General features: G+C 63.0%; 15 protein-coding genes. 10 read left to right on the top strand and 5 right to left on the bottom strand.

Features of this window, described 5'->3' with window-relative positions:
* Positions 1–14: 14 nt before the first annotated feature.
* Positions 15–1,091 carry a GlxA family transcriptional regulator gene (locus ACTHNR_RS05185; protein ID WP_440546464.1) on the bottom strand — a complete coding sequence of 359 codons (1,077 nt, stop codon included), beginning with the start codon at positions 1,089–1,091 and terminating at the stop codon, positions 15–17.
* A 266-nt stretch (positions 1,092–1,357) separates the two neighbouring features.
* On the opposite strand from ACTHNR_RS05185, the gene ACTHNR_RS05180 reads away from it, so the two are divergent.
* From ACTHNR_RS05180 to ACTHNR_RS05155, 6 genes are read left to right on the top strand one after another with little or no spacing between them, the layout of a single operon-like run.
* Positions 1,358–2,743 carry an L-serine ammonia-lyase gene (locus ACTHNR_RS05180; RefSeq protein ID WP_440546463.1) on the top strand — a complete coding sequence of 462 codons (1,386 nt, stop codon included), beginning with the start codon at positions 1,358–1,360 and terminating at the stop codon, positions 2,741–2,743.
* Between the two features lie 25 nt (positions 2,744–2,768).
* Entirely contained in the window at positions 2,769–4,013 is a 1,245-nt protein-coding gene (locus tag ACTHNR_RS05175; protein WP_440546462.1) for a sarcosine oxidase subunit beta family protein, read from the top strand.
* 37 nt (positions 4,014–4,050) lie between these two features.
* Positions 4,051–4,314, top strand: coding sequence for a sarcosine oxidase subunit delta (locus tag ACTHNR_RS05170; protein ID WP_440546461.1), 264 nt, complete (start codon positions 4,051–4,053; stop codon positions 4,312–4,314).
* Between the two features lie 2 nt (positions 4,315–4,316).
* On the top strand, positions 4,317–7,343 hold the full coding sequence (locus tag ACTHNR_RS05165) for a sarcosine oxidase subunit alpha family protein (protein ID WP_440546460.1): 3,027 nt from the start codon (positions 4,317–4,319) through the stop codon (positions 7,341–7,343).
* A complete protein-coding gene (locus ACTHNR_RS05160; protein WP_440546459.1) occupies positions 7,333–7,959 on the top strand; it encodes a sarcosine oxidase subunit gamma in 627 nt (208 codons plus the stop codon). Before ACTHNR_RS05165 ends, ACTHNR_RS05160 begins: the two co-directional genes overlap by 11 nt.
* Complete coding sequence (locus tag ACTHNR_RS05155; protein WP_440546458.1) at positions 7,956–8,432, top strand: dihydroneopterin aldolase; 477 nt, start codon at positions 7,956–7,958, stop codon at positions 8,430–8,432. The genes ACTHNR_RS05160 and ACTHNR_RS05155 overlap by 4 nt, the downstream gene beginning before the upstream one ends.
* A 39-nt stretch (positions 8,433–8,471) precedes the next feature.
* Here ACTHNR_RS05155 and ACTHNR_RS05150 read toward each other — a convergent pair whose 3' ends face one another.
* Positions 8,472–10,520 (bottom strand): M1 family metallopeptidase, encoded by a 2,049-nt coding sequence (locus ACTHNR_RS05150; protein ID WP_440546499.1) that lies wholly within the window; start codon positions 10,518–10,520, stop codon positions 8,472–8,474.
* A gap of 718 nt (positions 10,521–11,238) precedes the next feature.
* Positions 11,239–12,255, bottom strand: coding sequence for a diguanylate cyclase (locus tag ACTHNR_RS05145; protein WP_440546456.1), 1,017 nt, complete (start codon positions 12,253–12,255; stop codon positions 11,239–11,241).
* Between the two features lie 266 nt (positions 12,256–12,521).
* On the opposite strand from ACTHNR_RS05145, the gene ACTHNR_RS05140 reads away from it, so the two are divergent.
* Positions 12,522–13,511, top strand: a complete 990-nt coding sequence (locus ACTHNR_RS05140) for an aldo/keto reductase (protein ID WP_440546455.1) — start codon at positions 12,522–12,524, stop codon at positions 13,509–13,511.
* 42 nt (positions 13,512–13,553) lie between these two features.
* Here the strand turns inward: ACTHNR_RS05140 and ACTHNR_RS05135 are convergent, their stop codons facing one another.
* On the bottom strand, positions 13,554–14,519 hold the full coding sequence (locus tag ACTHNR_RS05135) for an AraC family transcriptional regulator (RefSeq protein ID WP_440546454.1): 966 nt from the start codon (positions 14,517–14,519) through the stop codon (positions 13,554–13,556).
* 189 nt (positions 14,520–14,708) lie between these two features.
* Between ACTHNR_RS05135 and ACTHNR_RS05130 the strand changes: the two genes are divergently transcribed.
* From ACTHNR_RS05130 to ACTHNR_RS05120, 3 genes are read left to right on the top strand one after another with little or no spacing between them, the layout of a single operon-like run.
* Complete coding sequence (locus ACTHNR_RS05130) at positions 14,709–15,761, top strand: NAD(P)-dependent alcohol dehydrogenase (RefSeq protein WP_440546453.1); 1,053 nt, start codon at positions 14,709–14,711, stop codon at positions 15,759–15,761.
* 15 nt (positions 15,762–15,776) lie between these two features.
* Positions 15,777–16,229, top strand: a complete 453-nt coding sequence (locus ACTHNR_RS05125; protein WP_440546451.1) for a (2Fe-2S)-binding protein — start codon at positions 15,777–15,779, stop codon at positions 16,227–16,229.
* 1 nt (position 16,230) lies between these two features.
* Positions 16,231–18,504: a molybdopterin cofactor-binding domain-containing protein gene (locus tag ACTHNR_RS05120; RefSeq protein WP_440546450.1), complete on the top strand. Its 2,274-nt coding sequence runs from the start codon at positions 16,231–16,233 to the stop codon at positions 18,502–18,504.
* A 140-nt stretch (positions 18,505–18,644) separates the two neighbouring features.
* On the opposite strand, the gene ACTHNR_RS05115 is transcribed toward ACTHNR_RS05120, so the two are convergent.
* Positions 18,645–21,518 carry an autotransporter family protein gene (locus ACTHNR_RS05115; protein WP_440546449.1) on the bottom strand — a complete coding sequence of 958 codons (2,874 nt, stop codon included), beginning with the start codon at positions 21,516–21,518 and terminating at the stop codon, positions 18,645–18,647.
* Between the last annotated feature and the right edge of the window lie 322 nt (positions 21,519–21,840).

The following is a 21,840-nucleotide window of genomic DNA, read 5'->3' as shown; positions in this document are numbered from 1 at the left end:
GCAGTGGGGCGAGGTCAAGACATCGCCCCCGACGCCGAAAAATACGCTTCGTACTCTTTGTCTTCCGATTCGCTGCCGGTGCGTTGTTCTCGGAACGCCACCGGCGGCATGCCGTATTGCTTGCGGAATTCCCTGCCCAGATGCGACGCATCGGAGAACCCGCAGCTCGATGCGATATCGGCCACGGATCGATCCGAACTCGTCAGCAGCCAGGCAGCCGTCCGCAGGCGCACGTGCTTGGCGAACGTCTGCGGCGTCTTGCCCGTCTGCGCTTTGAACAAGCGCTCCAACTGACGCGGCGAAAGATCGAGCTTGCAAGCGAGTTCCTCCAACGGCAACGCCCGCCCCACATGCTGTTCCATCAACAGAATCGCCCGCTTGATTTTCGGGTGCGTCGCCGGCTCCAACCCCGGCGGATGCGGCTGTGGCGCATTGCCTTTCTGCATCTCGCCGACGAGCAGAATCCGTAGCGCTTTTTGCACCGTCGCGTGATCGAAATGCCGCAACAAAATTGCGGCGGCCACGTCGATCGAAGCGCGTCCGCCGGAGCACGTAATCCGGCGTCGATCGATGACGAAAAGGCGATCCGCCACGAGCATGTCGGCATTCGTCGACGGAAAGCGCTCGATGAAATCCCAGTAGTGAAACCAGCTCACGCACACCCGGTAGCCGTCGAGTACGCCCGCCCGCATGAGCGAGAACACGCCGGTACAGATCCCGACGATCGTCGCCCCCGCGGTTGCCGCGCGGCGAACGAAAGCAAGCGTTTCATCGTCGGCTTGCGGCCCGGAGTGCAGCAAGCCCCCTACGACGACGACGTAATCGAACGGCTCGGCCTCGTCGAAGGTTTCCCATGGAGTGATCTGAATGCCGCAGCTGGCCCGCACGGGCGAGAGGGTCTTGCCTACGACGCTCCACGCGCAGCGAACCGGCTTGCTGAAATCGCTGTCGTCTGCCGAAAGCCGCAGCATGTCGACGAAGCCGGAAAACGCAGTCAGCGTGAAATTCGGCAGCAGCACGATCCCGAAGCGAATGCGTTCGCGCGAAGCGGGGGCGGGGGAAACCAGCGGTGAGGGATCGACGGCGTTCATGCGAAAGAAGAATAGGGGTGCAACCGGTGATGCATACGTCCAGCGTCGCCGATAGCGACCGCGCTCGTTTGTGTTTTTCCGCCGCGAATCATAGTGGAAACGCACGTGGCCGCCCAGCGGCCGGACGTTTGGCGACGGCATCCCACGGCGATGCCGTTTTTGTTCTATCGGTGGATTTTACGCTTTGGTGTACTGGCGTCCATGGGTGGCGGTGCGTGCGCCGCCCCAGGATGTCCCCCACGAACACTTACTTGCGAGGCAGACACATGAACGTGAGCGTCTTCGATCTGTTCAAGATCGGCGTCGGCCCCTCCAGCTCGCATACCGTCGGGCCGATGATTGCCGCGTGCCGCTTCGTGCAGCATGTCGAGGATGCCAACCTGCTCGCTTATGTGCGTCGCATCAAAGCCGAGCTCTATGGCTCGCTCGGCGCGACCGGCAAGGGCCACGGCACCGACAAGGCCGTGTTGCTGGGCCTCGAAGGCAACCTTCCCGATACGATCGATCCCGACTTGATCGAGCCGCGGCTGGCCGCGATTCGATCGGGGAAATCCCTGAAGCTGATGGGCAGCACCGAGATCCGCTTCGAGGAAAAGGAGGATATCTCCTTCTTCCGCAAGATGATGAGCGGCACGACGATCGTCCATCCGAACGGCATGCGCTTTCAAGCCTTCGACGAACACGGGCAATTGCTCGTCGAAAAAGAGTATTACTCCGTGGGCGGCGGTTTCGTCGTCAACCGGGAGGGCGACCGCGTCAACGGCGTGCGTGCGGGCGCCGAGGTACCGCATCCGTTCCGCACGGGTGCGGATCTGATGCGTGCGTGCAACGACAGCGGTTTGTCGATCGCGCAAGTGGCGTTCGAAAACGAATGCGCTTCGCGTTCCCCGGCCGAGGTGAGAGAAGGTTTGCTGGCCATTTGGCGCACGATGGCCGCCTGCGTCGAGCGCGGCTGCCGCACCGAGGGCGAGCTTCCGGGGCCCATGCGCGTCAAGCGCCGCGCGGCGGAACTTGCAAAGAACCTGCGCGCACGTTCCGAGGAATCGCTGCGCGATCCGCTGTCCATGCTCGACTGGGTCAACCTCTACGCCATGGCGGTGAACGAGGAGAACGCGGCGGGCGGGCGCATCGTCACGGCGCCGACGAACGGCGCGGCGGGCGTCATTCCGGCCGTGCTGCATTACTACGTCAAGTTCGTGCCGGGAGCGAACGAGAACGGCATCGTCGACTTTCTGCTGACGGCCGCGGCGATCGGCATCATCTACAAGGAAACGGCTTCGATCTCGGGCGCCGAAGTGGGTTGCCAAGGCGAAGTGGGCGTGGCCTGCTCGATGGCCGCGGCGGCGCTCGCGGCCGTCATGGGCGGCACGCCGCGTCAGGTCGAAAACGCCGCCGAGATCGGGATGGAGCACAACCTCGGCATGACGTGCGACCCCGTGGGCGGCCTCGTGCAGATTCCCTGCATCGAGCGCAACGCGATGGGCGCAATCAAGGCGCTGAACGCATCGCGCATGGCGCTCAAGGGCGACGGGCAGCACTACGTGTCGCTCGACTCGGTCATCAAGACGATGCGCGAAACCGGCGCCGACATGAAGACCAAATACAAGGAGACGTCTCGCGGCGGGTTGGCCGTGAACGTCATCGAATGCTAACCGACCCTTCGGGACACCCACCGCTATGAGCCGCTTTTCAATATTCAGTCTGGTACGCAACGGTTTGTCGTACCACGAGAACTGGGAACGCCAATGGCGCAGCCCGGAACCGAAGCGCGAGTACGACGTCGTGATCGTCGGCGGAGGCGGCCACGGGCTCGCCACGGCCTATTACCTCGCCAAGGAACACGGCGTGCGCAACATCGCCGTGCTCGAAAAAGGGTGGATCGGCGGCGGCAACACGGCGCGCAACACGACCATCATTCGCTCGAACTATCTGTGGGACGAATCGGCCGCGCTGTACGAAAAAGCGATGAAGCTTTGGGAAGGGCTGTCGCAGGACGTCAACTACAACGTGATGTTCAGCCAGCGCGGCGTGATGAACCTCGCGCACACGCTGCAGGACGTGCGCGACACGCAGCGGCGCGTGAATGCGAACCGGCTCAACGGCGTCGACGCCGAGTTCCTGACGCCCGAGCAAATCAAGGAAATCGAGCCGACGATCAACTTGAACGCACGCTACCCGGTACTCGGCGCATCGTTCCAGCGACGCGGCGGTGTGGCGCGGCACGATGCGGTGGCCTGGGGCTTCGCGCGCGGCGCCGATGCGCACGGCGTCGACATCATCCAGAACTGCCAAGTGACGGGCATTCGCCGCAATGGCGACACGGTGGTCGGCGTGGATACGACGAAGGGCTTCATCAAGGCCAAGAAGGTCGCCGTGGTCGCGGCCGGCAATACGACGACGCTGGCCGATATGGCCGGCGTGCGCTTGCCGCTCGAAAGCCACCCGCTCCAAGCGCTCGTCTCGGAGCCCATCAAGCCTGTCGTCAATACCGTGGTGATGTCGAACGCGGTGCATGCGTACATCAGCCAATCCGACAAGGGCGACCTCGTCATCGGCGCCGGCATCGATCAATACACGGGCTTCGGCCAGCGCGGCAGCTTCCACGTGATCGAAGGCACGCTCGAGGCCATCGTGGAAATGTTCCCCGTGTTCTCGCGAGTGCGCATGAACCGGCAGTGGGGCGGCATCGTCGACGTTTCGCCCGACGCCTGCCCGATCATCAGCAAGACCGACGTGAAGGGCCTTTACTTCAACTGCGGATGGGGTACGGGGGGCTTCAAGGCCACGCCCGGTTCCGGCTGGGTGTTCGCGCACACGATCGCGAACGACGCGCCGCACCCGCTCAATGCGCCGTTCTCGCTGGACCGATTCTATACGGGCCATCTCATCGACGAGCACGGCGCCGCCGCCGTCGCGCACTAAACAACCATTCAAGCACACACGCTGTGTGGAGAACGACATGCTGCTGATCGAATGCCCTTGGTGCGGGCCGCGCGCCGAAAGCGAATTCTCCTGCGGGGGCGAAGCCGACATCGCCCGTCCGCTCGAGCCCGAGAAACTGACCGACCGCGAGTGGGGCGATTACCTCTTCATGCGTAAGAATCCGCGTGGCGTGCATCGCGAACAGTGGCTGCACACGCAAGGCTGCCGGCGCTGGTTCATCGCCACGCGCGATACGGTTTCGTACGCGATCCAAGGCTACGACACGTTCGGGGACAAATAATCATGAGCAATCAATCGAACCGCCTGGGCGCGGGCGGCCGCGTCAATCGCGCGATTCCGCTCACGTTCTCGTTCAACGGGAAAACCTATCAGGGCTATCAGGGCGACACGCTCGCCTCGGCGCTGCTTGCCAACGGCGTGTATTTCGTTGCCCGAAGCTGGAAGTACCACCGGCCGCGCGGCATCGTGGCCGCGGGCGTCGAAGAGCCCAATGCGGTCGTTCAGCTCGAAAGCGGCGCCTATACGGTGCCGAACGCGCGAGCGACCGAAATCGAGCTGTATCAAGGCTTGGTCGCGACGAGCGTCAACGCCGAGCCGTCGCTCGAGAACGACCGTCTGGCCGTCAACCAAAAGATCGCCCGCTTCATTCCGGCCGGCTTTTACTACAAAACGTTCATGTGGCCGCGCAAGTGGTGGCCGAAGTACGAAGAGAAGATTCGCGAGGCGGCCGGTCTGGGCAAAGCGCCCGATACGCGCGACGCCGACCGTTATGACAAGTGCTTCGCGCACTGCGACGTGCTCGTCATCGGCGGCGGGCCGGCGGGACTCGCCGCCGCGCACGCGGCAGGCAGCGCGGGCGCGCGTGTCGTGCTCGTCGACGATCAGCGCGAACTGGGCGGCTCGCTGCTTTCGTGCCGCGCTCAGATCGACGGCAAGAGCGCCCTCCAGTGGGTCGAGAAGACGGAGCAGGCGCTGGCGAGCATGCCCGACGTCAAGATTCTGTCGCGCGCCACGGCGTTCGGCTACCAGGACCATAACCTCGTGACGGTCGTGCAGCGTTTGACCGATCATCTACCGGTTTCGATGCGCAAGGGCACGCGCGAGCTCATCTGGAAGATCCGCGCCAAGCGCGTGATTCTCGCCACCGGCGCGCACGAGCGGCCGCTCGTGTTCGGCAACAACGATCTGCCCGGGATCATGCTCGCATCGGCCGTGTCAACGTATATCCAACGCTACGGCGTGCTGCCGGGCAGGGAGGCGGTGGTTTTCACGAACAACGACGACGGCTATCAATCCGCGCTGGACTTGAAGGCCGCCGGCGCGAAGGTCACCGTGGTCGATCCGCGTGCGCAGAGCGACGGTTCGCTGCCCGCCGCCGCGCGTCGCCATGGCGTCGTCGTGATGAACGGCGCCGTCGTGACGCAGGCAAACGGCAAACGTCGCGTGGCCTCGGTCGAGGTGTGCGCGTACGCCAAGGGTGCGGTCGGCGCTAAAACCGCCACCTTGTCCTGCGATCTCGTGGCGATGTCGGGCGGATGGAGCCCCGTGCTGCACTTGTTCGCGCAATCGGGCGGCAAGGCGCATTGGCACGACGAGAAGGCTTGCTTCGTGCCCGGCAAGGGCATGCAGGCAGAAGTAAGCGTCGGCGCGGCGGCGGGAGAATTCAGCCTGGCCCGCGGCTTGCGTTTGGCGATCGATGCGGGTGTCGAAGCCGCGCATTCGATCGGCTTGAAGGGCGCGACGCGGCCGGCGTCGCCGCAAGTGGCCGACATCAAGGAAGCCCCGATCCTGCCGCTCTGGCTCGTGGGCAGCCATGCCGCGGCGTCGCGTGGGCCGAAGCAATTCGTCGATTTCCAAAACGACGTGTCGGCCGCCGACATTCTGTTGGCCGCGCGAGAAGGCTTCGAATCGGTCGAGCACGTCAAGCGCTACACGGCGATGGGCTTCGGCACGGATCAAGGCAAGCTCGGCAACATCAACGGCATGGGCATTCTTGCCCAAGCGCTCGGCAAGTCGATTCCCGAGACGGGCACGACGACCTTCCGGCCGAACTACACGCCGGTGACGTTCGGCGCGATCGCGGGGCGCGAGATCGGCGATTTCATCGATCCGATCCGTAAAACCTGCATTCACGAATGGCACGTCGAGAACGGCGCGTTGTTCGAAGACGTGGGCAACTGGAAGCGCCCCTGGTACTTCCCCAAAGGCAACGAAGATTTGCACGCCGCCGTCGCGCGCGAATGTCTGGCGGTGCGGACGAGCGTGGGCATCATGGACGCGTCGACGCTCGGCAAGATCGACGTGCAAGGCCCGGACGCGGCGAAGCTGCTGAACTGGGTCTATACGAACCCGTGGTCGAAACTCGAAGTGGGCAAGTGCCGCTATGGACTCATGCTCGACGAGAACGGCATGGTGTTCGACGATGGCGTCACGGTGCGCCTGGGCGAGCAGCACTACCTGATGTCGACGACGACGGGCGGTGCAGCGCGCGTGTTGACCTGGCTCGAGCGCTGGCTGCAGACGGAGTGGCCCGACATGAAGGTGCGGATGACCTCCGTAACCGACCATTTCGCGACGTTCGCGGTTGTGGGCCCCAATAGCCGCAAGGTGCTGCGCAAGGTCTGCCGCGACATCGACTTTTCGAACGAAGCGTTCCCGTTCATGACGTTCCGCGAAGGGACGGTGGCCGATGTGCCCGCGCGCGTGATGCGGATCAGCTTCTCGGGCGAGCTCGCCTATGAAGTGAACGTGCCGGCCAACGCGGGCCGCGCCGTATGGGAAGCGTTGATGGCCGCGGGCGCCGAATTCGACATCACGCCTTACGGCACGGAAACCATGCACGTACTGCGTGCGGAGAAGGGGTACATCATCGTCGGCCAGGACACCGACGGCTCGATGACGCCGTTCGACCTCGGCATGGGCGGGCTTGTCGCGAAGACGAAGGATTGCCTCGGCAAGCGGTCGCTGACGCGCTCGGACACGGCGAAGGAAGGACGCAAGCAATTGGTGGGACTCTTGACCGACGATCCTTCGTTCGTCTTGCCCGAGGGCAGCCAGATCACCGCACTCGGCGTCAAGGGGCCTGCGGCGAACCAGGTGGCTGACCAGCCGGTGCCGATGCTCGGCCATGTGACCTCCAGCTACTACAGCCCGATCTTGAAGCGTTCGATCGCAATGGCCGTCGTCAAGGGCGGCCTAGGCAAGATGGGCGAAAAAGTGTCGATCGATCTGAACGGCAAATCGATGGCGGCGACGATTGCCAGCCCCGTCTTCTACGACGTCGAAGGAGTGCGTCAGCATGTGGAATGAAAATAGGAAGAATGCGGCCGCAGCCGGCGTTCGTACGCGCGTCGAGTCTCCGCTCGTCGGCGCCCAAGGGTTGCTCGACGCGAATCAGGCATTGCAGTCGAAGCTGTTCCGCCTGCGCGAGCGCCCTTTTCTCGAACTCGTGAACGTGCGTGGCGACGCCGGCGACCCCGCGTTCGTCGCGGCCGTGCAGGATGTCGTCGGCGCCCGATTGCCCACCAAGCCGAACACGATCGCTCAGGGTCCGGCGTACGACGTGCTGTGGCTCGGCCCGGATGAATGGCTCGTGCGCTCGAACGAAGCACGCACACCGGAACTCGAAGGGAAGCTGCGCACGGCGTTCGGCACGTTGTTCGCATCGGCGGTCGACGTCGGCAGCGGCTATACGGTGCTCGAGGCCAGCGGCGAACGCGTGCGCGACGTCATCTCGCGAGGGTGTCCGCTCGATCTGCATCCGAAAGTGCTGCAGCCCGGGCAGTGCGCGCAGAGCCATTTTTTCAAGGCGTCGATCGTGTTGATCCCCACGGCTTACGATGCGTTCGATCTCGTGGTGCGACGCAGCTTCGCCGATTACTTCTGCCGCATCATGCTCGACGCGGCCGCGCCGATCGTATCGTGAAGCCGGCCGAGCCGTTCACCGTTCGCGATGCGCTGCTGCACGAAGCGGCCGCCGCGCGTCGCGGCCGTGGCTGGCATGTGTTCGTCGACGGATTGATCGCCCACACGCGTGTGGGCATCCACGCGCACGAATATGTCGCGCCGCAGCGCGTAATCGTCGATGCACGTCTCGGCTATCGGTGCATGCCCGCGGAAGCGGTCGACGGATGGATCGACTACGAACGCTACTGTCAGCAGGTCACGACGTTCCTCGCCGACAAGCCGCATACGCGTCTGCTTGAAACGTTGGCCGTCGAGATTGCCGCGCTGTCCTTTTCGGAATGGGCGGCGCTCGATACGCTCACGCTTGCGTTGCACAAGCCGAAGATTCGAGAGGGAACCCGACGAATCGGGTTGGAACTCGATTGGACTCGCGCCGATTACGAGGCATGGCGCGCCGCGCAGGAAACGATGGCGGCGCGCGCCACGTGCTGAGCGCTTCGCTCGGGCACGCGGCGAGCGCCGCTTCACCGATTACTTGGCGCTGGAGTCAGCCTTCGGCTGCGGCCGAGCCTTGAGTTGCCCTTGATAGAACGGCAAGCGACGCACGATCGATTGCTGCGGCGTCATATCGAGGCGCTGCATGCGGGCCGCCACCGTCGGTGCGAGCGAGAGCGAGCCGATGCTCGTTTCGCGCGACGGATCGGCCAACCCCGCGCTCACGAGCAGATGCGCCTCGAGCTTCAGGTTCGTCAGCCGCGGCGGATCTTGCAGCGCATTGCTTTGACCGAGCAATTGCCCCCAGGCGTTGTCGCCGTAATTCACGACGTAATAGTCCTGCCCGCTCGGATCCGCCAGCACCGCGCCGCAGCCCGGCAACCGCACCTGCATGCTCGTATCCTTCATCGCGATCATCTTGCGGTTGGCCAGCTCGTTGCCGTAAGCGAGCGTGAGCGGAATCGTCCACTGCGTGCCCGGATATGCGTTTTTGTTCGGGAACGCTTGCTGTTTCAACGAGACCACCGTTTCGTCGCTCGTCAAATCGCACTGCGTTTCGAGGGAGACGAGCGGCACGCCCGTTTGCCGCACGAAGCTGTCGCCGATCGCGTTCATCGGCTGGCCGCTGGCTTTCGCCAGTTCGTCCCATAGCCGCTTCGGCGTGGCGTTGCCGAGCGCATAGTCGGCCAAGTATTGCTGCAGGCCTTTGCGCATCACGTCGTCGCCCATATAGCCTTCCATCATTTTCAGCACTTGACCGCCCTTGTCGTAGACGAAGTTCGCCGCGTTGATGACGAAATCGTTCGACGCCCAGGCGTTGAAGTTCGGCTGAACGGGGTACGAGGTTGAAGCCAGATCCGCGTTGATGATCCGATACTTGTTCTTGACTTCGCCTTCCCAACTGAACCGATCGGGGAAGAAGGCGATCTTCGTCTTGTTCTCGAAGAACGTCGCGAACGATTCGTTGAGCCACACGTCGTCCCACCAATCGAGCGTGACGAGATCGCCGAACCATTGGTGCGCGGCTTCGTGCGTCAGCACCGTGACACCGTAGTTCGACAGCGGGGTGCCGGGCGGCGGCACGATGTCGTCGGCAAACTCGAGAATGGCGCCCCAGTTCTCCATGCCGCCGAAGTTCAAGTCCTTCTCGGCCTTGAACGCGTCGTTCGCCGCGATCGTGTCGAATTTTTTGAGCGGCAGCGGGATGCCGGTGTAGCGGTAGTAGAAGTCGAGCGCTTGCTTCGTCTCCTGCATCGCGGGCTTGGCCCAGTCCTTCATGCCCGGCGGCGTGAAGATGCGCAGATGCAGGCCTTTGCCGTCAGGCAGGGGGCTCGAGAAGTCGTCTTCGAGCACGTCGAATTGACCGCCGCCAAAAAACAGCAGATATGAGGGCATCGGCGGCGTCTTCTCGAAGCTCACGCGCTTGTAGCCCTGATCGACGTTGACCTCGTCCGTCTCGGCGGCGTTGGAGACGACGCGCCAGTTTTGCGGCACGTCGGCGCTCACTTCATAGGTGGGACGGAACGCGGGCTCGTCCCAACCAGGGAACCATTGCCGCGCGAGATCCGACTCGCCCTGCGTGAGGATGGCGCCGCTCGTCTTGCCTTCCGGCGATTTCAAGTCCACGCGGAACACGCCTTCGGCGGCCGAGCAGCCCGGATAGTTATCGTTGCCGCAACTGCCGCCGGTTTTCGTCGCCGGATCGTCGTACGTCTTGAAGTTGATGATGCCTTTCCACTCCATGTGCAGCGAATAGGTGCCCGCGGCGATCTGGCCGCTCGCGGGACGCAGCTGATAGTAATCGCCGTCGTCTTGCGGCGTGGCGATCAGGGGAATATTGCCCGGCTGCAAGGTCAGCGCGCCGTTCGTGAACGACAGCCGATGCGCGGCCACCACGATCGCGTTGACGGGCTTGCGCACTTTGATTTGAACGTCGGCGCGGCCGTCGAATGCATTCAAAGCCGTATTCGGCCGGAACCAGAGCTTGTAGTTGATCGGCACGACCGTGTCCGGCATCTCGACGGGCGGCACCGTCTTGTCGATGCCGGGCGCCGCCGCGACGGGGCCCGAGGGCGCCGTCACCATCGGCGTGGCCGACGTGCCGCCGCCTGGCGTGGCCGCGCCCGCTCGGGCGCTCGATCCGGATGTGCCGTCGCCACCCCCGCATCCGGCCAAGGCCAATGCGGCGGCAAGTGAAATGCAGTGCAATTTTGCATTCAATGGGATACGCATTTTCAACCCTCTGATGGAAATTGTTTAGTTCATTTTCGGTATGAACTTCTTTTCCCTGCTATCTCGAAGAAAGGCATAGCGATACCATGCGAGCATTTGAATACTCGCTGACGACGGGCGTGCGTCACCCGCGGCTCAGTTCTCACTGAAACCTATCGGTTCATAGCTATTTAGGACTGCTAATAAAATGCGTTAAACCGAAACGACAGGATAGGACAGGCCTGTCTTTCGAGAGGATCGCCGGTGCGCCGCTTTGGCGAAACAGTCGCGCTCGCGGCGGTTTGCCTGCGCGGAGGTTCGACGATGCAAGAGAGATTAGGGGTGTACGCCGCGACGTGTCAACTTCCTTTCACCATTTTTATTTTCGATTAGAGGTGATCGGTGGTTTCCTACGTTAATTTGTAGGGCGTGAAGATGGGTATGTCGATTTTTTTAGGTAATTGATTCCCGTCGAAAATAAATATTGGAAAGATTGACTGGGTCAGCCAAGTTCCGTGAATGGGCATTCGATAATAAAAAATAAATCAGGCGCGCTCACGGAGTTCGCCGTCCGGCATGGCGGGCGACCGGACTAGACGTTTGCTTCCGCGATCTCGCGGGCGAGCTGCTGCCGTTCGAGGGCGCGCGCCGCCTTGCCGGCGCGCTTGTTGATGTACATGGCGTGATCGGCTACGTCGATCAGATCGGCCACCGACGATTGGGCCGACAGGTCGTACGGCGCCAGTCCCACGCTGAAGCGCAAGTCATAGCCGCGCTTGTGCAACTGGTTGTAGCGTTCGACGCCTAAGCGAACGCGCTCGATCACGCGTGCTTCGGAACCGGCGTCGGCCCCCACGACGAGTGCGACGAATTCGTCGCCGCCGAGCCGCGCGAGCAAGTCGGTTTCGCGCAGGGACGCGCGTAACACGTCGGCGAACCCGGTGATGGCGCGATCGCCTTCCGCATGGCCGAACACATCGTTGATGCGTTTGAATCCGTCCAGATCGAAGAATAGCAATGACGCGCTCGATTGGGCGCGTTTGCATAGCTTGAGAGAATGCAGCGCAAGCGCTTCGAAGCCGCGCCGATTCGACAGACCGGTCAGATCGTCGGTCGCCGCCAGTTCGAGCATTTCGAGTTCGCGCTCGGCAATGCGCCCCAGATCGCGCAGCATGCCGCGCTCGACCTCGTTCAAGGCGCGCGGTTTCGTGTCGACGAGGCAGAACGCGCCGATGCGGATATCGCCGTGCAGCGTCAGCGGGTAGCCAGCGTAAAAGCGAACGTGCGGATCGCCGGTGACGAGCGGGTTGTCGGCGAACCGCGAATCGGCACTGGCGTCTTCGATGACGAACAGCTCGCCGTCGAGAATCGTATGGCCGCAGAACGACACGTCGCGCGGCGTTTGGTTCGTGCGCACCCCGTCGCAGGACTTGAACCATTGGCGGTCGCTGTCGACGAGCGACACCACCGAAATGGGCACGCGGAACATGTGCTTGGCCAGCCGAGTCAGCCGATCGAAGCGCTCTTCCGGGGCGGTGTCGAGAACGTTGAGCGAGTGCAGTAGCGCGATGCGAGCAGCTTCGTTCGTCGGAAAAGCGGGTTTCTGCATGATCGATCCAGGTAAGACGGCGGTGCTGACCGTGCGCAGCACCCTCTGCGACCCGTTCAGAATACGGCGTCGCAGTCATGGGCGATCGGCCGAATAAGGCTGCGATTACCGGCTGATTCACGCCATTGGACCGACCCTGAATTGATCCGATGATATGAAGGCTCTGACGAAAGGCCAGTCTGGCTTGCGGGCCCGAGCGCCGATTTTCGAAAGAGGGTTTATCCTGATGCCTTTGCCGCGCAATGCGGCACGCATCGGGGGAATGGATGGAATATCGCAAGTTCGGCGCGACGGGGCTCAGCGTTTCGCGCGTGTGCCTGGGGACGATGACGTTCGGCTTTCAGATCGAAGAGGCCACGTCGGTCCGAATCATGGACAGGGCGGCCGATGCCGGGGTCACGTTCTTCGATACGGCGAACGTCTATCCGCTCGGCGGCGGCGAGGCGCGCGTCGGCCGCACCGAGGAGATCGTCGGCCGCTGGCTCAAGGGAAAGCGAGAGCGTTTCGTTCTCGCGACGAAGGCCGTCGGAAAAATGGGGCCGTCGCCCTGGGACCAAGGCGCCTCGCGCAAGCATTTGCTCGATGCGATCGACGCTTCGTTGCGGCGCCTCGGCACCGATTACGTCGACCTTTACCAATTGCACTCCGACGACCGAGAGACGCCGCTCGACGAAACGCTGGAAGCGCTCGATGTCATTGTCCGTTCGGGACGTGCCCGCTATATCGGCGTGTCGAACTTTTTGGCCTACCGCCTTGCCCGAGCGCTCGGCCGCGCCGATGCGCTGCGCACGACGCGCTTCGTCTCCGTTCAGCCCCGGTACAACCTCCTATTTCGCCAGATCGAGCGCGAGCTGCTGCCGCTCGCGAAAGAGGAGGGTCTTGCCGTGCTGCCCTACAATCCGCTCGCGGGCGGGTTGCTGACCGGCAAACATCGGGCCGATGCGCCGCCCCCCGAAGGCCGCTTCACAGTCGGCACGGCCGGCGAACTGTATCAGGCGCGCTATTGGCACGAGCGCGAATTCGCGACCATCGAAGCGCTCAAGAAGCTGACGGCCGACGCCGGAATGTCGCTTCCCACGGCCGCGGTCGCCTGGGTGCTCGCCAACGATACGGTCACATCGGCCATCCTCGGTGCGAGCCGGCCCGAGCAGTTGACCGATACGCTGGCGGCCGTGGAACTGAAGTTCGATCGGCAATTGAAAGCTAAGCTGGACGAACTCACGCACGAGTATCGATTCGGAGACGCAACGCGGTAACTGAACGGAGCAGGGCGCGGCGCTTTGGCGGCGCGCGCCTCGTCAATCGGATATGACGCAGCCTGAAGGGGCTAGGCGTGCGCGCGGCGGCGGGGCTTCGTCGCCACGCATGCGCTTGACGTCGTCCACCGGGCTCACGCCGAAGAGCCGCTTGAATTCCCGGCTGAACTGCGAGGCGCTTTCATAGCCCACGCGCGTTGCGGCCGCGCTGACGTTCAGCCCGTTCTGCACCATCAGCAGCCGCGCGTGATGCAGGCGTGTCGTCTTCACGTACTGCATGGGCGAAGTTTCGGTTACCGCTTTGAACTGCGCATGGAAAACGGCCAAGCTCATGCCGGCTTCGCGCGCGAGCGTCGGCACGTCTAGCTCATGGGCAAAATCCGTGTGAATGCGACGTAAGGCCTTTGAAATTCTGCCGAAATGATCCTGATGGGTCAGCGCCGCGCGAATCATGTCGCCTTGCGAGCCCGTCAACACGCGATAGCAGATCTCGCGCACGATAGCGGGGCCGAGAATGCTGGCATCGTGCGGCGAAGCCAACGATTCGAGCAGCCGCAGCACCGCGTCGCTCAGCGTGCGGTCGAGCGGCGTTGCGTAGACGGCGCGCGGCTCGCTGTCGATCGGTCCGCGCGTATCGTTGAGCGTCATGAGAATCTCGGCGATGACGCCCAGATCGATCCGGATCGAAATAGCCAGCATGGGCTCGTCGAATGTCGCTTCGGTTTCGCATTCGAACGGCAGCGGCACGGACAGCACGAGATAGTGCTGCGCATCGTAGATAAAAGCCTGGCTGCCGAGAAAGCCGCGTTTGCGCCCTTGCGCGACGATGACGATGCACGGCTCGTACATGACCGGCACGCGAGGTATCGACACGTTCGTCCGCATGAACTTCACGCCGTCAAGCGCCGACTGGGTGAAGCCCTCGGCGGGCGCGAGCGTCGCCAGGAGTTCTACCATGCGCGCTTGCGCGGGGCTGACGAAAGAGGAGGTCGAGGCAAGAGTGGACATGGCCGTCGAGCACGCAATCAGGAGAATCGGGCTCGAAATATAGCGCCGATTCGACTTTCTCGCTGGCGGCCGAGAGAAAAAGGCAAACGTTCGATAGATTCAGGCATTCCTTAGGGCCGCCTCGATTCCTACCATGTGCTCCTACGCAGCTCCACGCCGGAGAGCCGCGTTTTGCAGGAGCCATACCTCATGTACACGACCCACGGATACGCAGCGAAGGACGCCGATTCTCCTCTTGTTCCGTTCGATATTCAACGCCGCGACCTGCGCGAGCACGATGTGCAGATCGATGTGCAATTTTGCGGCGTCTGCCACTCCGACTTGCATCAAGCGCGCAACGAATGGCGCAACACGATGTACCCCGTGGTCCCCGGCCACGAGATCGTCGGCCGGGTGACGAAGGTGGGCCCCGCCGTGACGCGCTACAAAGCGGGCGACCTGGTGGGCGTGGGCTGCCTCGTCGACTCGTGCCGCACCTGCGCGAGCTGCGCGGAAGGCCTCGAGCAGTATTGCGAAAACGGTTTTGTCGGCACCTACAACGGCGTCGACCGCCAAACGGGCGAAACGACGTACGGCGGCTACTCGACGAGCGTCGTCGTAGACGAAGCGTTCGTCCTGCGCGTGCCGGCGAACCTCGATCCGGCCGGTACGGCACCGCTTCTGTGCGCGGGCATCACGACCTATTCGCCGCTGCGCCAATGGGGCGCGGGACCGGGCAAGAAGGTGGGAATCGTCGGCTTGGGCGGCCTTGGGCACATGGGCGTGAAGCTCGCCCGCGCGATGGGCGCGCACGTCGTGTTGTTCACGACGTCGCAATCGAAGGTCGAAGATGCGAAACGCCTCGGTGCGCATGAAGTCGTGATTTCGAAAGACGAGTCGCAAATGCAGGCGCATGCGAATACGTTCGACTTGATCATCAATACGGTGGCGGCGCAACACGACCTCAATCCGTTCATTCAATTGCTCAAGCGCGACGGCACGATGACGCTCGTGGGCGTACCGGAATTCGATCACCCGTCGCCGCAAGTGGGCAACTTGATTTTCAAGCGCCGCCGGCTTGCCGGATCGCTCATCGGCGGCATTGCCGAAACGCAGGAAATGCTCGATTTCTGCGGCGAGCATGGGATTACGTCGGAGATTGAAATCATTCCCATGCAGAGCATCAACCAGGCTTATGAAAGGATGTTGAAGAGTGACGTAAAGTACCGCTTCGTAATTGATCTCAATTCACTTCGACAATAAATAGGCGGATCATAGATGACGACGCTGACGATCAATGGCAAGACCCACACCGTGGACGCGCCCGATGACATGCCGTTGCTGTGGGTGCTTCGCGATCTCGTTGGATTGACGGGCACCAAATTCGGCTGCGGCATCGCGCAATGCGGGGCATGCACGGTGCATTTGGACGGCGCGGCCGTTCGTTCTTGTGTCTTGCCGGTCGCGGCCGTCGTCGGCAAAAAGATCACGACGATCGAGGCGGTCGGCGAAACGCCCACTGGCCGCAAGGTTCAGGAAGCGTGGCGCGCGCTCGACGTCGTGCAGTGCGGCTATTGCCAATCGGGGCAGGTGATGTCGGCCGCTTCGTTGCTCGCGACGAATCCTCACCCGAGCGATGCCGACATCGACGCCGCGATGTCGGGCAACATCTGCCGGTGCGGGACGTACAACCGCATTCATGCGGCCATCAAACACGCAGCGGAGGCCTGACATGTCACAAGGTCTTCTCGAGGCGGGACGTGCAAGCCGCGCGGTCGTTCAAGAAACGGAGCGCGCCGGCCTAGCGGATTCATCGCGACGCACATTCCTTAAGTACGGCATGACGCTGGGCGCCGCGGCGGGCGGCGGCTTGCTGCTCGGCTTCAGTGTGCCTGCCGCCGCGCAGCAGAAAGGCCGCAACGCCGCGCGCGGCGTGAAAATCGGCGACACCGAACCCATGCCGCGGGCAGGCGTGTTGGCGCCGAACGCGTTCATCCGGATCGATCGTCACGGCGGCGTGACATTGATCATGCCGAAGGTCGAGATGGGGCAGGGCGTGTATACGTCGATCCCGATGCTCATCGCCGAAGAGCTGGAGGTGCCGCTCGAGCGTGTCGCGCTCGATCATGCTCCACCCAATGCGAAGCTATACGGCGATCCCTTGCTGGGCGGTGGACAACTCACGGGCGGTTCGACCTCGATCCGCTACGCCTGGCAGCCGATGCGGCAGGCTGGGGCCACGGCGCGCGTGCTGCTCGTCACTGCCGCCGCGCAACAGTGGAAGGTCGATCCCTCGACGTGCCGGGCGCAGGCGGGCGCCGTGATTCATACGCCGACGGGGCGCCGCATCGGATATGGCGAGCTCGTCGATTCGGCCGCGAAGCTGCCCGCGCCAACCGAGGTCAAGCTCAAAAGCCCGGCGCAATTCACACTTGTCGGAAAGCCGACGAACCGGCTCGATTCGCCGCAAAAGGTGGATGGGTCCGCGAGATTCGGCTTCGACACGCATTTGCCCGGCATGCGCTATGCCGCCATCGTCCATTGCCCGGTGCTCGGCGGCACATTGGCTAGCGTCGACGACACGAATGCAAGGAAGATTCCGGGCGTGAGGCAGATCGTCAAGCTGAGCCATGCCGTCGCCGTAGTGGGCGACCATACGTGGGCGGCGAAAAGCGGCGCTTCGGCACTCGATATCAAGTGGAACGAAGGTGAGGGCGCGACGCTATCGACGAAAGACATCGTCGACGACTTGGCCGCGGCAGCGAATAAGGACGGCGCGGTTGCGCATCGGGAAGGGGATATCGGGAAAGCGTTCGGCAGCGCGAAACAACGCGTCGATGCGGTGTACGAGCAGCCGTTTCTTGCCCATGCGACGATGGAGCCGATGAACTGCACGGTGCACGTGCGGCGTGACGCTTGCGACATTTGGGTGGGCACCCAAGTACCCGGTTTCGCCGCGCAGGCCGGACAAAAAGTCACGGGCTTGCCGGCGGACAAGATCACGTTGCATAACCATTTGATCGGTGGAGGCTTTGGGCGGCGGCTCGAAGTGGACATGATCGAGCAGGCGCTCGAAATCGGCAAACAGGTCGATGCGCCCGTCAAAGTATTTTGGACCCGCGAGGAAGACATCCAGCACGACATGTATCGGCCGTATTACTACGACCGCATCTCGGCCGGACTCGACGAACACGGTAGGCCGGTCGCGTGGCAGCACCGGATCGTCGGCTCTTCCATTCTGGCCCGCTTCGTCCCTGGGTCGCTGAAGAACGGGGTGGACGCGGATGCGGTCGAAGTCGCCTCCGAATTGCCGTACGCGATACCGAATCAGCTCGTCGACTACGTACGCCAAGAACCGCGGACGGTGCCGACGGCGTTCTGGCGCGGCGTGGGTGCGACGCGCGGGACGTTTGTCGTCGAGAGCTTCGTCGACGAACTTGCGGCGCAAGCGCGCATCGACCCCGTGCAGTATCGTCGCGATTTGCTGCGCGAGAAGTCTGCTCGCGCGCTGAATGTCTTGGAGGTCGCCACGCAGGCCAGCGGCTGGGGCGATCCGCTGCCGAAGGGAGAGGGCCGCGGCGTGTCGGTGATGCACGCCTTCGGCAGCTACCTGTCGATGGTGGCGCACGTGGCCGTAGATCCTCAGGGGCAGGTAACTGTGAAACGGGTCGTTTGCGCGGTTGATTGCGGGATGACCGTCAACCCGAAAACGATCGAGGCGCAGATCGAAGGCGGCGTCGTATTCGGGATCAGCGCGGCGCTATACGGCGAGATCACGTTGAAGAACGGCCGCGTCGAGCAAACGAACTTCACCGACTATCGCGTGCTGCGGATGAACGAAACGCCGCGGATCGAGGTGCATATCGTGCAGAGCGCGGAGGCGCCGGGTGGCATTGGCGAGCCGGGCACGGCGGCGCTCGCGCCCGCGGTGACGAATGCGATCTATGCGGCGACGGGTAAGCGATTGCGCAAGCTGCCCGTGGGAGAGCAGTTGAGAAACGCCTAGCTGGTCAATGACAAGGCGAGACTGCCAGTGACCGGTGGCGGAGGTATCGATGCGAAGGCGGCTTGCTCTCGTTGCGGCGAAGCAAGCCGTTTTACGTTCGACATCGTTGCCCGACTCGGTGCAGGCTCAGCCTCTTTGCGCTACCAGCTAAACCGATACCCCGCCTGACCAAATACGTTGCGCCGATAGGCGCCGCCCATGCTGTGCTCGTACTTTACGTTGACGTGCACCTCGGAGTGCTTGCCGAACGTGCCGCTCATGCCGACGCCGATGTCGTACCAAGTCTTGGCCAAGGCATTGGTCAGGGGCGTACCACCGACCACGACCTGCCCCGGGGAGAAGAAGTCATGCAGCACATCGGCCGTGAAGTAGGGCGTCGCGGTCGATGTCTTCGAATCGTTGCTTAGATTGGCCCAAAAAAGCTTGAACCCGAGGCGCCCGCGCAAGGCGTTGCTGGTGTTCGCGCTAATCGGCGAGATAGCGTCGTCGAAGGCGTTCAAGTGCAGATATTGATAGAGCAATTGTGCTTGCGGTTCGATCGCCATGCTCGTCGAACCGATCGCGAACGGCTTGCCCACCTCGCCGGATGCGCTTGCGCCGAAGCCCTGCTGGCTGCCGCTGCCGCCGAAGATGTCGCCGTATCGGTTTTGGTAGTGCGTCAGTTGCCCCACGCCGTCGAAATAGCTTCCGTCTGGCAAATACTTGGTCCAGTAGCCGCCGATCGATTGCGCCTGCGTTTCGACGGTGCCGGTCGTGTCCGATCCGGTCACGCTTCGAGCGCTGTCGCTGAACGAGGCCGAGGTCGAACCGAACGTCAGCATCGCGCCCGCATACGTGCTGCCGCCGTTGGCGCCGCGCGAGAGCGTCCAATCCTTGCCGAACTGCGCGAAGAACGTGCGCTCGTCGGCGGAGAATCGATCGCTTGCATTGGCGTCGACGCTTTGTCCGCCGATGCGGCCCCAGACGCCGTTCATGTTGGCCGATTGTGACGACTGCGCGCTGGCGATGTCGTTCGCGCGTTCTTGCAAGCGGCCGACGACGCTGAAGCCGTAGTCGACGTTCAGCAGCGGCGTCATCGCATAGCCGATCACGGCAGGACGGTAGGCGATCGGTGCGGGCGTCGCTATCGTCGAGGGCGTAGACGCCGGTGCGGAAGCGCCGGTCGTTGCTTGGGCAACGAGTTGCGAGCGCAGATACCAGTCGTTCGCATCGGTCGTACCGCCTTGATACAGCAGGTACTGATACGCACCGGCTTGAACCGGTCCTGCCAACTTGAAGCTGTTGGCCGCCGACGTGCCGGCGACTTGCACCACTTCAATGCCGTCGCCCGCGGTCAACACACCCGAGCCTGACTGATTCAGCTTGATGGCCGTTGTTCCGCTTGCGTTGCCGCCAATCACGAGGCGGTCGCTTTGCGATGCGGGGCCGCCCTGATTGAGCAGCGTGTTCAGCACGACCAAGCCGTTCTGACCTACGTAGTTGCCGCCGACATTGAGCACGTTGCCGATTTGGCCCGAGGCCGCGGCGAGATTGACTGTGCCCGCGTTGCTCAGATCGCCGCCGATACGCAGCGCGCCCGTGCTGCCGGAGGCGAACGCCGCGAACGCGTTGGCTGCCGCTACGGTGCCGCTGTTGTTGACTGAGCCCGCGACGGTGCCGTAGCCGCCGAGCATGGCGCCCGCGGCGACGCTGGCTAGCCCCGAGCCGATCGAGGCATTGGCATGGGCCGCATCGCCGACCGCGAGCGAGCCGGCGATCACATTGGTGCCGCCGGCGTAGGTATTGGCGCCGGTCATGATCGTCGTACCCGAGCCGACTTGATTGACCGAGCCCGTGCCGGAGACGAGATTGTCGAAGGAAAACGTATCGCTGCGATTGAACGCGAGCGCTGCGTTGTTCGTGATGTTGCCGAGGGTGCTGCCGCTCGTGCCGCCGTTGCCGATCTGCAGCGTCCCTTGGGTAATCGTCCAGGGGGTGGAGGCCGTGCCCGCACCCGTCAATGCCCAGATTCCCGTGCCGGTCTTCTGGAATGTGTTGAAGTTTCGATACTGTGCGCTCGCGCCGATGGACGATATATCGAAGGAAGCGTTGGTGCTTCCGCCTAAGCGAAAGACGTTGGACGTCGACGCGGTATTCGCGACGACATTGCCTACGATGACCGAACCGGCTTGCACCTCGAGCGTGAGGCCGCCGGTCCCGCCCGTGAACTGGATCGCATTGGCTTGGCCGCTGCCGGCTTGAATGGTGCCGCTATTGACGACGCTGAAGGCGGCATTGGACGTAATGGCCGCGGCGCCGTTTCCACCGGCGATCGTTCCGGCGTTGACGATCGGTGAAGCGCCGGTGCGCACGAGGATGCCTGCGCCGCCGACGTTGGCGCCGGTTAGATCGGAACCGCCACGGATGGTCCCGTTGCTGTTGTTGATGAGGGTGCCGCCACCCACAGTGTAAGCGACGCCTGTGCCGTTCGCGTCGCTGGAGCCGTTCGAATTCCCGCCCTGAATGATCGCGTTGTTGATTAGCGTCCCGCTCCGTTCGATCGAGACGCCGCTGCCTCCGCTGCCCGATCCAAGTGTCGCTGCGTCGCCACCGCCAATCGTTGCGTTGTTCGTCAACGTTGCAGCATTCAAAATCAAACCCGTTCCGCCCGTCCCAGTCGTGGCCGCGCCGCCTTTCAGCAACGCGCTATTGACGGCTGATGTCGTGGCGGAAACGCCATTCAGTTGTATCCCCGCGCCCCCCGCGGTTCCACCCCCGGCGATGCCTTGCAGCGTTCCCGAAAAGCTCAACGACGCGCCCGCCCACGTAAAAAGCGAGCCGGTCAACGTGAAACCTTGCGTATCGAGCGTGACGGGCCGAGTGGCTGTCGGCAAGGTGCTTGTGACCTGGAAACTGCTGCCTAAACGGATCGTTGAACTGCTGTCGGTCGACGCGTTGATCTGGTTGATGGCGTTGACGATATCCGCCTGGCTGTTCACCGTGATATCCAACGCCCACGCTGACCGTGGGAACATCGTGGCGATATCGATTGCGAGCACCGAGAGGGCCAGGAGCGTGCCGCGTTTCGCGCTTGCGCCGGACGTCGACCTAAAGGGTTTGCGGCGCCTATTCGCACCATTGGCTATTTCCACTGCGCCGCTGATCGTATTTCCCCGTCGATGCACGCGATTTTTCATTATGATTCTCAGTGTTTACATATCCGGAACTCGCAGACATTGCCATGATTTCGTGATAATGGCATGAACAATTGTAAATTGTCGTTGCATTGCAACGCGCTCGCAAGATATGAAAGGCAATAAATGCTCGGCGCACTCGCAGCCGGGCCGGGCAATGTCT

Origin of the sequence: Trinickia sp. (assembly GCF_051954495.1) — a bacterium.
In the GTDB taxonomy this organism is placed as follows: Bacteria; Pseudomonadota; Gammaproteobacteria; order Burkholderiales; family Burkholderiaceae; genus Trinickia.
This window is presented reverse-complemented; position numbering and strand designations above follow the sequence as displayed.

What these genes read in the sequence shown, in the direction of transcription:
- ACTHNR_RS05140 (WP_440546455.1), top strand. Translation starts at nt 12,522, where the DNA reads ATGGAATATCGCAAGTTCGGCGCGACGGGGCTCAGCGTTTCGCGCGTG.
- ACTHNR_RS05125 (WP_440546451.1), top strand. Translation starts at nt 15,777, where the DNA reads ATGACGACGCTGACGATCAATGGCAAGACCCACACCGTGGACGCGCCC.
- ACTHNR_RS05175 (WP_440546462.1), top strand. Translation starts at nt 2,769, where the DNA reads ATGAGCCGCTTTTCAATATTCAGTCTGGTACGCAACGGTTTGTCGTAC.
- ACTHNR_RS05170 (WP_440546461.1), top strand. Translation starts at nt 4,051, where the DNA reads ATGCTGCTGATCGAATGCCCTTGGTGCGGGCCGCGCGCCGAAAGCGAA.
- ACTHNR_RS05185 (WP_440546464.1), bottom strand. Translation starts at nt 1,091, where the DNA reads ATGAACGCCGTCGATCCCTCACCGCTGGTTTCCCCCGCCCCCGCTTCG.
- ACTHNR_RS05150 (WP_440546499.1), bottom strand. Translation starts at nt 10,520, where the DNA reads ATGGTGACGGCGCCCTCGGGCCCCGTCGCGGCGGCGCCCGGCATCGAC.
- ACTHNR_RS05160 (WP_440546459.1), top strand. Translation starts at nt 7,333, where the DNA reads ATGTGGAATGAAAATAGGAAGAATGCGGCCGCAGCCGGCGTTCGTACG.
- ACTHNR_RS05130 (WP_440546453.1), top strand. Translation starts at nt 14,709, where the DNA reads ATGTACACGACCCACGGATACGCAGCGAAGGACGCCGATTCTCCTCTT.
- ACTHNR_RS05115 (WP_440546449.1), bottom strand. Translation starts at nt 21,518, where the DNA reads ATGTTCCCACGGTCAGCGTGGGCGTTGGATATCACGGTGAACAGCCAG.
- ACTHNR_RS05180 (WP_440546463.1), top strand. Translation starts at nt 1,358, where the DNA reads ATGAACGTGAGCGTCTTCGATCTGTTCAAGATCGGCGTCGGCCCCTCC.
- ACTHNR_RS05135 (WP_440546454.1), bottom strand. Translation starts at nt 14,519, where the DNA reads ATGTCCACTCTTGCCTCGACCTCCTCTTTCGTCAGCCCCGCGCAAGCG.
- ACTHNR_RS05145 (WP_440546456.1), bottom strand. Translation starts at nt 12,255, where the DNA reads ATGCAGAAACCCGCTTTTCCGACGAACGAAGCTGCTCGCATCGCGCTA.
- ACTHNR_RS05165 (WP_440546460.1), top strand. Translation starts at nt 4,317, where the DNA reads ATGAGCAATCAATCGAACCGCCTGGGCGCGGGCGGCCGCGTCAATCGC.
- ACTHNR_RS05120 (WP_440546450.1), top strand. Translation starts at nt 16,231, where the DNA reads ATGTCACAAGGTCTTCTCGAGGCGGGACGTGCAAGCCGCGCGGTCGTT.